A 13,295-nucleotide genomic window follows, 5' to 3' on the forward strand; every position below is an offset into this window, starting at 1 on the left:
AGTCCGGCCAGGACGCCGCCGACAAGTACCGGGCTGTGGCGCAGCGCTATCTCGACGCGTTGGGCCAGTTCGTGACCCCGGGCCATCTCGGCGACCTCACCGATGTATAGACCCTAGTTTCCGAGGCCGCGCAGCAGCACCATCAGCTTGTCGACGCCGTCGGCGCCGAGGTAGGTACGCAGCGCGTGGGCGAGTTGGTCGGGCTCGGTGTCGAAGTCGGCGAGCGCGGAGGCGATGACGCGGGACCGGCTGGGCGGACGCTGACGGTTTTCCGTCCCGCCGTCGTTGTTGCGGTCGAGGGTGGCTTGCCACCGCGCCACTTGTTCGGCCAGCGGTACCCGCGCGAGTTGTCGTGCGTCGCGGATGGCCAGTTCACCGCGCCGCAAGGCGGTTTGCAGTTCGGGTGCCAGCTTCAACAGTGCCCGCCGCTGCGAGACCCATGCTTCGGTTTTGTGCAGCCGGTTGGCGGCATCGACGGCACGGCCGCACTCGGCGATGAGCGCTTCGACTGCTCGGGCTTCCTCGATGACGTCGAAGTCTTGGCGGTCGACGTTCTCGGCGATGCACGCGGAGATCAGGGTGATGCGATCGCGTGCGACGCCGTCGTTGACGACGATGGCAAGATCACTGCGCCCGTATTTGTGGGCCGCGGCCAAGCGACGGCATCCGTTGATGACGACGTAGCGGGTGGTGATCGGATCGTCTGGATAGAGCTTGAGATAGGCGGCCTTGCTGACCACCAGGGCCGGCTGGAGCTGGATGTCGGTGATCGAGGCGAGGTCGGCGAGGTCGCCGACGTCGTCGCGGGGGTTGCGCGGGTTGGCGGTGAGGTCGGTCAGTGGCACGCTGCGGCCTGCCTCGTCGGGTTTTGGGTGGCTGGTGTCGACCGGCGACTTGTCCCCGACGGCGCCGGCGAGATCGGCGAGGTTGGTGCGTTGCCCCCGGGCCATTAGCGCGCTCCCCCGACGTTGAGTTCCAGGGCGAATTTGTAGAAGTCTTCGCGGGCTTGTAGGGCCACTCGGTTGAGTGGGTATTCGGTGACGACCTGGCCTTCGGCGCTGGCTCGGGCGTGGAGCTTGTAGTGTCGAATCACGGTGTTGGCCAGCGGCCAGCCGTTGGCTTTGACGAAGTTCCTGGTCTGGTTGAGGTCGTAGGTGCCGTCGCGGGGGTCCCAGTTGTTGATGACCACGAGGTAGCGCAGCCCGCGTGGTTCGAGGACCTTGGTGATGGTTCGCGCGGTCGGGTCGAAGCTCAGAGGTTCTGTCTCGATCGGCACAATGACTTGGTCGGCCATGTCCAGTACTGCGCGCAGCACATCGGCGGCGGGCCCGCTGCCCAGCGGGTCGGCGCCGTCGCCGTTGGTGTTCAGGTCGATCCAGCCGGGAGTGTCGACGTAGACATGCTCGATTCCCGGCAGGTTCTTCAGTGCGGCCAGCCCCGCCAGGTCGTCGTGGGCTTGGGCGATGTGAAACGGCAGAGCGTTGATGCGCGACGCCCACCACACTGCCGATCCCTGGGGGTCGACCGACAGCGCGAGGACGGGTGAACTGGCCTCGGGGTCGTCGCCGCGGTTGAGGACATCGGCGGTGACGGCGGCGAGGTTGACCGCGATGGTGCTTTTACCGACGCCGCCCTTTTGATTGAGCACGACATGAATCGCCATGGAATGGCCTTCCGTATGCTTCCCCGGCTGTGCGGAGTACTTCGGATCGGACCCGCCCACCTTACGGCCGCTGGGGTGGCGCCGCCGTCCCGACACGCGGCACCGTGGCGGCACTGACACCGAATCGGCTGGGCGACGGACTCGCAGATGCCACTCCGGGTGGCTGGCGGTCGAGCCCGGCGTGGGGCCCCGGTCCACGGTGCGGCCGGATACGTGGAGTTAACCGCGGTTAAGCTTCCGGCTGTGCGCCCGGCGGCGTCTATCCGGGCGGATGGGTGGCGTGTCCCCGTCGGCATGTCACATCACGCGAACAGACTTAACCGCGGTTAAGTCGGCCGCGGTGTGGCTCCGAGGGCGCCCCTCCCCAACGCCGGGTTGCCGTTCTCGCGGCGCAGTGGCGGCGCGCTCAGCGTGTCAACGGTGGTGCTCGTTCGTCAGTGCTGATGAACCTGGGTGGCGCAGCATGGCCGCGTCGGACTTGATCGGTCGGGCGGCTCGGCCGATCCGAAGCGCGGTTCAGCCCCATCGGGCGGCACCGACCGATTTCGTCACGTGATGGTTCACGACGCTGACGGTGAGCGTCGTTCGGCACTGCCTCGGGGATGATCGCCCACCATTCAAGCGTGCACCGCCGACCGGTACCGGGTGGCTACGGCGTCTCTGCTCGGCGGTGTCGCGCAGCGTCTGTCGGCGTGTCCCCTGGGTATGAAAGGCGCCGCGGGTATCTGTCAGTGAAATACTGACACCATGGCCGCCCGCCCCATGGTCCACCGCGTCGAGGTGGTGCGGGCGATCACCACGATCGCGAAGCGGCGAACGAAAGTCGACGATCGCCATCGTGATCGGTTGCCGGATTCCGAGGACTCCGATCCGCGTGAGGTGCTCGATTACCTGCGCAAATACAGCGCTCCGCCCATTCCGCTGTGGGTGCTACAGGCCGATGTATGTGACGCTCTGACGCTGAACAACTGGCTGTGGTGGGAAGACCGCCGCCGCGAACTGCACTTCCTCAAAGCTGGGCGTGAGCGCGGTCTGTTCCTGTCTCAGCTCGGAGCTCAGGTCGGCGTCGGCAAGCAGGGCGTGATCGACCGCATCGACCGGCTGGAAGCCCTGTTGCGTTATGACCGCCCTGACGAGAAGCTCTCCCGCGCGGCGCGCCAGGCAGCCCGGATGGCCCAGGAGCGTCGGCCGGCTCAGATCCGGTGGATCGAGGAGCATCGCTGCACGCTGATGGGGCTGGCCGCGGCGATCGTGGCGCAGGCCGAGCACTACCAGCTGCCCGACGAGGGCCGGGAATGGATCGATGAGCTGGCTGTCGACGCTGGCGACGCGGCGTGGACGCCGGCGACGATGGCGGTGCTGAGCCTGGCCGCGGCTGAATTGCGCACCGCACCCGCCATCGTTGGTCTCGACAGCCGTCGACCGCACGATGTGCACGTGCTACTCCAGAGGATCGACGAGCTTCGGAGCCGCTTCGCCGCGCTGGGCAACGGCAGCTAGCCCGGACGTTTCCCCGATTTGGCGGTCCCAGCTCCTGGATTCGGCACGTCGCTGCCAGCGTGCCGGGATCCTCCGGTCTGCTCGGGTAGCGCGCGCCGGTTCCGACGTCGCTCCCCCACCTTCGCTGACCGAACCCATCGTCAGCGAGCCCGCGACCGGCCACCCCGCGCCGGCGGCCGCGGGCTCGCCGCGTCTCCGGCGGTCAAGCTGCAGAGCGGTGCGCTGACGCTCGACGCCTCCTCTCGCTGAACCCCGCCGGCTCATGCCTGAACTTGGGTCCAGGTCCGTGCGTCACAGCCGCCGTAGTGTCGGGGTCCTTTAAGGTTGCCGCCGCGGTATCCACCACGGCGGCTTGTCGGTCTTTGACCACGTGAAACGAACCCCCACCCGTGGCCGTGCACCCCGGTGGCCCCACAGCGGACCCGGACAACGGTAACCGGATTCGCGTCGATGGCTGCGGCGACGGCTCGCCATTCGTCACTCCCCCCGTCGGAAAAAAATACGCAGTGACCTGCGATATCCGGGCAACTGACGGATGACCGCACGGCTGGCGGCACGTGCATCTGCCGGCAGTTACTCGGTCGACCTACGGATGACGGACGGGCAGTTACCGCCTGATCGAACGGGCCTGCACCCTGGTGATCGCCGTCCAGACCACGGGTCTTCCCCTGGGACAACAACCGGCTCTCGAACGCACCATCACACGTGGAACGATCCGTCAGTGGGCACCTCCGTGTGCCCGGATGATCTCCCGGGCTCGCATTCGGCTGATTCCTCGCCGGACCGAACGCAGCGCTGCTCGCACGTGAAGTCGATCCGTGCCACGTCCCGGTGTGTGCACCGGCATTGGGGCAGACGATCGGCGGGACTGCCGGAGGTGGCCACGGCCGTGCTGCCGGGCGGTCACCGACACAGGCGCACGTACGTACGCACAACGTCACATTCGTCCCAACAGTCACGCAGGTAACAGTTCGGACTCTTTGGCGTGTGGCGCGTCGGGGGACTGCGCGCACACCCTTACGTTGCACGTATGACGATGAGTGGGGTGGCCCGGGCGATCCTGGTGGCCAATCAAAAGGGTGGGGTGGGAAAGTCGACGACTGTCGCCGCGGTCGCCGAGATGATCGCTGCCGCAGGCAAGCGGGGCCGCCGGGTGCTGGTGGTCGACGGCGACCCGCAAGCCAATGTCACGGTCGAAGACCTCGGCATCGAGGGCGACCGCGGCCAGTCGCTGGCTCAGACGCTGCAGTTCGGTTCTGCGTTGGTGCCGGTGCGCAACGTTCGTCCGAATCTGGACGTGATCGCCGGCGGCCCCCAGTTGGCAGTGGTGGGCGCGGGCGCGCATCTGATGGCCGAGAACGGCATCGACATGGCCGTCAATCTCGAATCGGCGTTGACCGCCCTGTGTGAGGCGCAGGGATACGACCTGGTGCTGATTGATTCGGGACCGGGCGACGTTCCGCTTCTCGACACCTATCTTGCGGTGGCCAACTATCTGCTCATTCCCACCCGTGACGATCAGGCCAGCCTTGGCGGTGTCGAACGGCTGGCGCGGCGATTCGGGCGGGCGCGCAAACTAGGGGCATCCATCCAGCTGCTGGGCGTGTTGCTCTTCGACGTGAACACTCGCGCTGTCAAGCGTAACGAGGAAGTGTTCGCCCAGGTCAGCGAGATGCTTGAGGGGAGCGGCACGACACCGTTTGACATCACGATCCGCTCGGCGCCGGCCGCCGCGGTCGACATGCGCACGCTGCACAGAACGGCCGGCGAGCTGGTGGCGCTGGCCAACGACGACCGCAGGGTGCGGCTGGCGAGTTTGCGGGACAAGCAGAGTCCGACGCGGGCGATGTGGACCAGTGACCCTAGCGGTCTGGCTGCCGATTACCAGGAGCTGGTCCGCCAGATCGTGGCCCGGCTTCGCCGCTACGAGTCCTCGCCGGTAGGGGAGCGAGTCGGATGAGTTCGTCGCGGCAGAAGGCCAAGCCGGTGTTTGACCCCCACGCTCTCGATCAGGATCTCGAGGAACTGTGGCCGCTGCCGCAGTCGCGCACGCCACCACCGGTCGCGGGAACCGACGCGGTGACCGAACCAGCGGCGCCCCCGCCAGCGGATTCGGCGCCGCCGATTGAGCATGCCCCCGCGCGGTCGGCGACCGCGCCGACCGCGTCGCCGACGCCGTCCACCAGCGGTGGACAGGTTGATCGTCGGCGACGCCTGGCGTCGGTGAGCGCCTCATCGAGCCCGGCCCGGAAACGGTTCCGTCCACCTGAGGTGCTGTTGTCGGCCGAGGTCTATGACGAGCTGTACCGGGTGCAGATCGCCGAGAAGAAGGTGCGTCGCGGATTGGCCAGGACCATGGGTGCCATCGTGCTTGACGCGATCGAGGCGCACGCGACCCGGTTGGCGACCACCTGGGCCGACCAGCGGTTCGCCGTGGGGGAGGGGCAGCTCTTTGAGCGCCCGTCGTCCAATGCGGTGCCGCGCCGCCGGCGGCATGCGACTGCCCCGCGCACCGTGGTGCTCTCCGGTGTCAGTGCCGCCAACGGCAAGCGGCTCGACGATTTGGTGCAGGCGTGGAATGCGGGAACGCGAAGCGCGCTTGTCGAGCAGGCGCTGCGTTACGAGTTCGCCGTGCTGCCAGAACATTGACGTGGGCACCCTGTCGTGGCCACTTAACCGCGGTTAAGTGGCCACCGCATGCGGTTCCTGATCCGGGCGGGCGGTGTCGTGGAGTGCGCCGTCAGCGCTGAGCACCATCCGATATCTCTGGCGCCAGAAGAAGGGCGTCACCTCGGTGTCCGCGGGGTTGTCGACCCGATAGCCGAGCCGCCGGGCGATGTGGGGGTCCAGGTCCTGCAGCGTGTCGGCGCAGGGGGCGCACACCGCGAACAACGCGGAGGTGTTCTGTTCTTCGTCGCGATCCGGAATTCGCGAAGAAACAGTGCTGGCAGCCAATCGGCACCCTGTGGACATGATCTCGCAATGCCCGCTGGCACGCGCCCATACCAGCGCAGCGGGCGCTATCGGATCACTCGGCGCGCCGGGCACTCCGCGCGGAATCCCCAGATTTCGTTGCCGAGCAGGCGCTGCCGGTGCAGGTCGGGCGGCGGCGTTAGGCGGGTGGGGGAGTGCGGTGTCAGCGGCGACCGCATCGAAAAAATGCTTGACTGCATCGAATCTGCCCGGGATCCAGATCCCGGCCCACATCCCCCAGCGGGGTTGATATTTCAGTGCACGCTGTGCGCACCACCGCCGGTGCGGGCAGGCGAGGCACTCGGCAAGTGCTGCGGTGCGGGCACCGGAGTCGAACCACTGGTCGGGATCGGTGTGGCAGGCCAGTGGCACCTCGCCGCCGGGCGCCGCTACCGTGTGTGCCGCGGCGCTCACGGCCGACCACCTCCGCGCTGGCGCCGCCGACGGGTGATCTCGTCGAGCACCTCTCGCGCGGCGCGCCGCCCAGGACCCTCGAGCGCGGCACGCCCGGCATCGCGTGCGCGCCGATTGACGTCACGTTCGGCGAGCTGCTCGGCGACGCGTTGGCGGGCGGCGGCCAGCTCGGCCTGTTCACGTGCTTCGTCAAGGGCCGCGGGCCGTTCGGCGGGGTTGCCGTGGGCGGCCAGAATGGCCCCTAGCAGACCGACGGGTCTGTGTGGGGTCTCCGGCACCCAGTGACCGGTACCGACCCAGTCGGTGATCAGTTGATTGATGTCACGAGGTGTCCATCCGTAGTGAGCAACCTGCCCCAACACCCTGGCCCAGGGCGTGGCGGTGCGGTAGCGGCGTGCCCAGGGCGGGCTTTGCTGGTCGTGCATCCAACGGTTTGCCAGGACGAGGGCTCTTGTGTCCGGGCCTGTGCGGCGCGCAGCGCCGCTGCGACCGGCGTTTCGCCGGGTTGGGGTAGTAACAACTGATTTAGGTGAGTTTTTAAGTATTAAGTGAGACCCTTCGGGATGGGGTGACAGTGACTGGATCCGACTGTCGTGCAGTGCCCATACCGATGCCCAGCCGCGGCCGCGGTCTCCGACGCGCCAACTCGCGAAGCGCTCGTCGCGGGTGCGTTGGCGTCCGCGCATCACCTCGGTGGCGACGCCTAACAGTCGCAGGGCGGTGGAGGCACGCTGCACCGTGCGGACCGACAGCTTCGTCATTGCGGCCAGCGTTTCGTTGGTGGGCCGGCAGTCGCGGCCGGTCCGGTGATCTGCGAACGAGGCACGCGCCGCGGCTACCGCGACCACAGATTTGAGGCTGACCGGGTTGCCCGGCATGGCCGGGCGCACATGGGTGTCGTATCGCTGGTGGTAGGCGGTAGGGACGGTGGTCTCTATCCAGCGGGCCGCTCGCCCGCTCCAGCAGGGGATCGCGCCCCAGCTGACCTCGACGTCCAGGGCGATGCGGGGCTGGCGATCAAAGCAGTGCCCGCCCGCGCGGCGTATCCACACCGGGGCGGTGTGGGCGGTGCCGCGTCGGCGGGCACGCGGGCTGGACCCGTGGTAGGGGCGGCTCAGGACGGTGGCGGTATCACGGTGCGCCGCCGGTAGACCGTAAGGCAGGCGTGCGCTACCGTGGAAAGCGTCTTTCATGACGATTCCCTTCAGCAAGGGGGAGAAGCGAGAAAGCAAGCGGGTTCGAGGTGCAACTCGACCCCGACGACCCTCGGCCCTAGGGGCCGGGGGTTTCGCCGTTGGTGCTGCTTCTGAAATGGTTATGTAGTTGTGTCACTTGCGATACGGCAAGCAGTGGTCGGGAGCGGCTATCTCCTCTCGGTCCTCGTCACCTATCCGGTTCGCGGCCTGTGGCGTTCGCCGCGGCTACCGGCCCTGCGTGTGAAGCGACGGATATCCGTCGCTTCAGTCGTCGCCTAGCCTGGGCCCGCGCGACCTAGGGCGTTCGCGACGGGTACCGGATACTGCTATGCGAAGCGACGGATATCCGTCGCCGGGTTTGAGCATGCCCCATGACACAGTTCTACTGGGGATGACACGCCGCACCATCTTTCACAGGAGCCACAGCGGTTCGCGACCAGCATCTATGGCCATGTCGAGAAAGTGGGGTGGCACGTCGGCAGCCCGACGGATGACGTCACCGCGCATCTCGCGTGCGAGAGGGATGTGCAATCCGGCTCACCTCGATGCAGGCAAGGAGCGGTCGGTCCACTCCCTGCACGCGTGACATCAGGTAGTTCAGCTTGCTCTTGTTCCTGCAGAGGCCCGACAGTCCGTTGTCGGCGTACTCTCTCAATCATCGGCCTCGGCGCCGACGTTGAGGCCACCATTGGCGGCTAGTGATCGCAGTTGGCGAAGCGCGAACTTTCGGCCGCGGCCTTCTTTGGGGATGTGCACCCCTGACCACATGCCTTCGGCGCCGGGGGTGTCGAGGGCATCCTTGGCGCACTGCCAGCGCCGCGGGCAACCACGGCACAGTGCCTTCAGCTCCGGATCTTGACCGCCGGCGGCCCACCGATCCGGATCGGAAATGCACGGCTGGGTGCTGTTGCGCACCACTGGTCGTTCGAGTGTCACTGTCACCGTCGCTCCTCCCACTGCGCCATCGAATCACTTGAACTTTAGCACTTGCCTTTAGCGGCGCAATACTTAGGGATGAATTCCGGCGCTGAAGTTTTGCGCGATTGTCTGTTGAGCGCAGCCGATCAGTGTTAGCGCGTACTTCACTGGCATCGGGCCAGGATGTGCCTCGTGATGTTCCGAAACGGTGATAACCGCTGGTTACACTGGCGCGGTGGAGGTCGGTGGTGTAGACGACGGGATTGCCCGTGCGGGTGCCGCTGTCGCAGCTCGCCGACGTGAATTAGGGATTTCCCAGCGTGAGCTGGCACGCCAGAAGATCATCACAGCCCCGGCGCTGATCCACTTTGAGAAAGGCCGGTCCTGGCCCAGGGAGCGCACCAGACACACCCTGGAGGAACTTTTGCAGTGGCCGGCGGGAACGATAGCGCGCATTCGAGCCGGGGGCACGGCTGATGAAGTGGCCGCCCCGCCACCGGATGGGTCCGAGAGCGCTGTGCTGGTGGTGGATGCGCTCAAGTTGGCCCTGGCCCGCTTCGACACTGCGATCGACGATCTGCCTCCGGCTTCGTCGCCGGACTTCACAAAACGCGCGTCGACGATCCTGGCCGACCTGCGCAAGTTAGAGGCTCTTGCCGCGCGGGCGATGCGCCACAGCCAAGGCTCGCCGGCTGAGGTGGTCAAGTCGCTGGGGCTGATTCGGGGCCGCTATGACGACCTCATGCTCAAGACCGCAGCCCATCCGGACGCCTCGTTAGGCCAGCGGCTCTACGCAGCACGACGCCGAGCGAACTTGAGCGCCGGTGAGGCGGCCGCGGTGGGCGGGCTCTCAGCGGAGCTAGTGGAATCTGCCGAAGGGGGAAAGCTGCTGGATCCGGGGAGCGCCGCACGGGTGGAAGCGTTGATCGCCGAACTCGTCGGTTCGTGACGCCACCCAGTTCGAAATTCGTGCAGTTGGGTTTCGGCGTGGGCATGAAAATGGGTGCATAAGAACGCGTTTGGAGACTGCGTTGACGATGGCTGCAGCTGTGGCGGTGCCGCCTGCTTCGGTGTGCGCTGCTCCGGTTGAGGCCGCACCAGCTACGGCGACGGTGCGGCGGGTCATCGACAGTGACACCGTGGACGCCGTCGACGATGTGCGCGGCCGACTGCGAGTGCGTGTTTTGGGCATCGACACCTCGGAGACGAAGCGACCCGGGTTACGCCGAGGCGTGCTGGGGTGGCCAGGCCACCGCGTTCGCCACGACGACCCTGATTAACCATCGGGTCGCAGTGATCGCTGATGCCAGCCAGGATGCGCACGATCGCTACGGCCGCAACGCTGGCCTACATCCAGACTGCGAAGGGAGGTTTCTCGGTGTTGGGCGCGGCCGCGGGTGCCGGGCGCAGCCACATCTTCGACTCATCCGACCCGCGGCGAGCACGCGAGGTCGCCGTTCGCGGAGGACTCAGCCCGCGGGGCCGGTCGCGGCTTGTGGGGTCCACCCTGCTTCGGGGAACAAAGGCGCCCAGCCGCGCTAGCGAGAGTGCAGAATTCGGGTGTTCTCGGGCTGCTCCGGGCCGTGCAGTCCGAGAGCGCCTGTTCGCGCGCCGTCGCGGCAACCGACGCGGAGCCGGCCTGCCGCCAGCAGATTTTGTGTCTGGGTGGTGGGTCTGGGTCGCTGATACTGGTTTCGTGTCGGTTGGCGCGGTGGTGGCTCAGGTCGGTGAGGTGCTGGGCCGCGCGTATTCGCTGTTCGGTGATCCACCGGCCTCCGGGCAAGGCCCGGCTGCGGGCTCGGTCATCAAGCTCTCCGGCGCCAGGGAACTGGTGGGCACGTCGCAGGCGCAGATGGCGCCGTTGTCGGGGCAGCTGGCCACCAACTACTCCACCTTCGCCGGCGGCGCGGGCCCGGCCTTGGACACCCTGGCCGGCAACGACCGGGCACTGAGCACCCAGCTCGACGACGCCGCCCGCTCCGATCGCACCGGCCGCACCAGCTCCGGCGGCGTGGTCAACGGCGCCGCCGCAGACACCAACGGTCTCGCCCCGTTCACCAACACCCCCGCCGGCCAGAAAGCACTACTGGTCGCCCTGCGCCAGCGCGTCGCCCAACAACAACAAGTCGTCCAGGCATACAAAACCCGCGACGCGCGCATGGCGGCCATTCTGCGATCGATGCGGTACGCCGGTGGCGCGGCTGTAGGCGGGGGCTCACCATTTGGCGCCGGCGGAGCCGGGATCGGTACGCCGATGGGCTCCTCGCGAGGCGGTGGCTTTCCGAGCTTCAACCTTCCGCAGCTGGCCAGGGCCGCCAATCTGACCGGGCAGCTTCACTCGGGGCGGCGCCCGCTGGGCGACCGCCATGCCGGGATGCGGCTGCGCCGCAGCGACATTGCCTCGTCGCCAGTTGCGAGCGGGATTGATGCCGCGATTAGCAGAGCGCTCGACATAAAAGGCATTACCGACCCGCGGGCTCGCCGCAATTGGGCAACCGGCATGAAAGTCGTGACAACCCGGGAGTCCGGAAACGACATCAACGCCGTAAATAACTGGGATTCCAACGCTGTTAAGGGAACTCCGTCCCAGGGCGCCTTCCAGTTTATCGAGCCGACCTTTCGGGCCTACCACGAGCCAGGCACCTCGCCGTTCTTGCGTGACCCGGTGGCTCAGGGCGCAGCGTTCGTCAACTACGCAATGGGCCGGTACAACGTCTCGGCCGACGGATCGGATCTCGCGCAGAAAATTCAACAGGCCGACCCAACAAGGCCGCCGAGGGGATACTGAGCGGCTGCCGAAATCAGGGCGGCGGCGGCGCGCGCGGCGTTGCCGAACACGGACTCGTCCCTTCGTGACGACGAAACGGGTTCGGCGGCCGCCGGCGCGAGAGAGTTGCTTAACGCAAAGCCGGAACACACGGAGATTCGACGGTACCATCGGCGAAAACGCCCGTACGGCAACGAATCACCCATCGCAGGGCTAGAGACAGCCCGGCGCCGGCGTCATCCGGGCGGAACCGAGGACAGTCCCGCCGCATCCGTCGATCATGAAACCCCTTCGGCTGTGCCGCCTGATCCGCGAAATCCGCATACTTGCGGTCTTCGATGTGTCAGCTTGTCGGGATTTGTGCGTCGGCGTGTGGATGTTTTTTCACGTATTCGATTTCAATCCGTCGGACGCGGCGTCGTTCTCGACGGAGCCACCCTAGTCCGCCAATGAGAAGTGCCGCGGAGATGGCTGCTGCGGCGATTCCTGTGGTCGGGTAGCCGGTGGCGAAGGCGTAAAGAGAGGTGAAGATTGTGGCTGCTGCCATGCCGATCGCGATGAGGGCGGGCAGCGCCCGGGTGTTTTTCCAGTTTTGGCCCGCATGCTTTCGCGTGGTTCGGGCGTGGTCAACCGGATCGTTGGCTCTATCTCCCATGTTGCCGTTTACCCCTTTCGTAGTAAAACAATTCGTCGGCGCGTCGCTGCCTTGCGGTAGGACGGCTACTCACCTGGTGAGTGGTTAAGTGATTGTGAGGGTGATCCGGGCTCAGGACTTGTTCGTATAACCCTTCGAATTCCACATGGCTGCAGCGGTTTCGGGGAGTGGGCAGCGGTGTCCTTGAACGCTCGAAAGGTCAGGGCTCCAGGGGTATCCGCTGTCGGTGGAGTTGGCGTCACTTCAGGCCACCGTGCCGGGCGTTCCGTCGTCGCGGACGAGTGGGTGGCCGGCTTGGGCCCAGGCCTTCATCCCGCCGTCGAGGTTGACCGCATCAACTCCGGCCTCGACCAAGGTGGCCGCGGCCTTGCTGGATCGGTTCCCTGACCGGCATGTCACGACGACGGTGCCGGCATCGGTGAAGGCGCGCGGATCCAGCTGGCTCAATTGCATATGTTCAGCGGCGGGGGCATGTCCGGCTGCCCATTCGTCGTCCTCGCGGACGTCAAGCAACCTGACGTTCTCGCGGCCCAACATGTCGACCGCGCGGGTGACGTCGACGTTCGGAGCGGCAGTGCTCATGTGGCTTCCTCTCTCAAGATGTCCGGCTCGTGCGCCTCAGCATTCAGCGCAGGTCTTCAAATGTACGTACATCCGGATAGGCGGGCAAGGAGTTCTCGACATTTGCCGATCTACGTAGTAGATACGTAGACATGGATAGTTTGTTCGCTGCCCCTGCGACCGCTCGCCGCTGCGGAAGACGGTCGCTCGGCGGTGTGGGTCGATGGACCCGCGGGGTGGCCCTCGGCTTGCTCACGATGATCGTGATGGCGGTTCCGACCGACGTCATCGATACGCCGTGGTTCAGTCGTGAAGTGCCGGTGCGCTGGTGGGAGTATCCGACGCTCATCGCAATCGGCGCCTTGACGGCCCTGTGTTTCGTGCTCCCGGCTCCCCAGCGCGGCGCGGGAACCGCAGTTGGTGGCGTTACCTTGGCGACGTTCGCGATCGGCTGTCCGGTGTGTAACAAGCTGGTGCTGGCCGCTGTCGGAACGACAGGGGCGCTGGGTCTGTGGGCGCCGGTGCAGCCGTTGTTGGCGGCACTCTCGGTCGCGCTGATGATGGGCTTGGTGCTGTGGCGGTGGCGCAATCGGCCGTGTCGTTCAGAGAGCTGTGAGCCGCTGACGAGCGCCGGAAAATGAGCAACTG

General features: G+C 66.6%; 13 protein-coding genes. 6 read left to right on the forward strand and 7 right to left on the reverse strand.

Features of this window, described 5'->3' with window-relative positions; genetic code table 11:
• Positions 1–113: 113 nt before the first annotated feature.
• Entirely contained in the window at positions 114–950 is an 837-nt protein-coding gene (locus DYE23_RS29340) for a ParB/RepB/Spo0J family partition protein (protein ID WP_115329203.1), read from the reverse strand.
• Positions 950–1,663, reverse strand: a complete 714-nt coding sequence (locus tag DYE23_RS29345) for a nucleotide-binding protein (protein WP_011767788.1) — start codon at positions 1,661–1,663, stop codon at positions 950–952. The genes DYE23_RS29340 and DYE23_RS29345 overlap by 1 nt, the downstream gene beginning before the upstream one ends.
• Before the next feature lie 747 nt (positions 1,664–2,410).
• On the opposite strand from DYE23_RS29345, the gene DYE23_RS29350 reads away from it, so the two are divergent.
• The 3 genes from DYE23_RS29350 (at position 2,411) to DYE23_RS29360 (ending at position 5,812) form a co-directional block, all read left to right on the forward strand.
• Complete coding sequence (locus tag DYE23_RS29350) at positions 2,411–3,163, forward strand: hypothetical protein (protein ID WP_115329204.1); 753 nt, start codon at positions 2,411–2,413, stop codon at positions 3,161–3,163.
• A gap of 1,030 nt (positions 3,164–4,193) precedes the next feature.
• Positions 4,194–5,123 (forward strand): ParA family protein, encoded by a 930-nt coding sequence (locus DYE23_RS29355; RefSeq protein ID WP_115329205.1) that lies wholly within the window; start codon positions 4,194–4,196, stop codon positions 5,121–5,123.
• Positions 5,120–5,812 carry a hypothetical protein gene (locus tag DYE23_RS29360; RefSeq protein ID WP_115329206.1) on the forward strand — a complete coding sequence of 231 codons (693 nt, stop codon included), beginning with the start codon at positions 5,120–5,122 and terminating at the stop codon, positions 5,810–5,812. Before DYE23_RS29355 ends, DYE23_RS29360 begins: the two co-directional genes overlap by 4 nt.
• A 33-nt stretch (positions 5,813–5,845) precedes the next feature.
• Here DYE23_RS29360 and DYE23_RS29365 read toward each other — a convergent pair whose 3' ends face one another.
• The 3 genes from DYE23_RS29365 to DYE23_RS29375 form a co-directional block, all read right to left on the reverse strand.
• Positions 5,846–6,550 (reverse strand): WhiB family transcriptional regulator, encoded by a 705-nt coding sequence (locus tag DYE23_RS29365; RefSeq protein ID WP_115329207.1) that lies wholly within the window; start codon positions 6,548–6,550, stop codon positions 5,846–5,848.
• On the reverse strand, positions 6,547–7,743 hold the full coding sequence (locus tag DYE23_RS29370; RefSeq protein ID WP_115329244.1) for a helix-turn-helix domain-containing protein: 1,197 nt from the start codon (positions 7,741–7,743) through the stop codon (positions 6,547–6,549). The genes DYE23_RS29365 and DYE23_RS29370 overlap by 4 nt, the downstream gene beginning before the upstream one ends.
• Positions 7,744–8,397: 654 nt before the next feature.
• Positions 8,398–8,688 (reverse strand): WhiB family transcriptional regulator, encoded by a 291-nt coding sequence (locus DYE23_RS29375; RefSeq protein ID WP_115329208.1) that lies wholly within the window; start codon positions 8,686–8,688, stop codon positions 8,398–8,400.
• A 211-nt stretch (positions 8,689–8,899) separates the two neighbouring features.
• Here DYE23_RS29375 and DYE23_RS29380 point away from each other — a divergent pair, with 211 nt between their 5' ends.
• Positions 8,900–9,613: a transcriptional regulator gene (locus DYE23_RS29380; RefSeq protein ID WP_115329209.1), complete on the forward strand. Its 714-nt coding sequence runs from the start codon at positions 8,900–8,902 to the stop codon at positions 9,611–9,613.
• A 708-nt stretch (positions 9,614–10,321) separates the two neighbouring features.
• Positions 10,322–11,452 carry a lysozyme family protein gene (locus DYE23_RS29390; RefSeq protein ID WP_115329210.1) on the forward strand — a complete coding sequence of 377 codons (1,131 nt, stop codon included), beginning with the start codon at positions 10,322–10,324 and terminating at the stop codon, positions 11,450–11,452.
• A gap of 322 nt (positions 11,453–11,774) precedes the next feature.
• On the opposite strand, the gene DYE23_RS30690 is transcribed toward DYE23_RS29390, so the two are convergent.
• Together DYE23_RS30690 and DYE23_RS29395 are read right to left on the reverse strand one after the other, a co-directional pair.
• Positions 11,775–12,086: a UsfY protein gene (locus DYE23_RS30690; protein WP_147292308.1), complete on the reverse strand. Its 312-nt coding sequence runs from the start codon at positions 12,084–12,086 to the stop codon at positions 11,775–11,777.
• 243 nt (positions 12,087–12,329) lie between these two features.
• Positions 12,330–12,668: a rhodanese-like domain-containing protein gene (locus DYE23_RS29395; protein WP_115329211.1), complete on the reverse strand. Its 339-nt coding sequence runs from the start codon at positions 12,666–12,668 to the stop codon at positions 12,330–12,332.
• Positions 12,669–12,904: 236 nt separating this feature from the next.
• On the opposite strand from DYE23_RS29395, the gene DYE23_RS29400 reads away from it, so the two are divergent.
• Positions 12,905–13,288: a hypothetical protein gene (locus tag DYE23_RS29400; protein WP_235660677.1), complete on the forward strand. Its 384-nt coding sequence runs from the start codon at positions 12,905–12,907 to the stop codon at positions 13,286–13,288.
• Positions 13,289–13,295 lie beyond the last annotated feature (7 nt).

Origin of the sequence: Mycolicibacterium gilvum (genome assembly GCF_900454025.1) — a bacterium.
Taxonomy (GTDB): domain Bacteria; phylum Actinomycetota; class Actinomycetes; order Mycobacteriales; family Mycobacteriaceae; genus Mycobacterium; species Mycobacterium gilvum.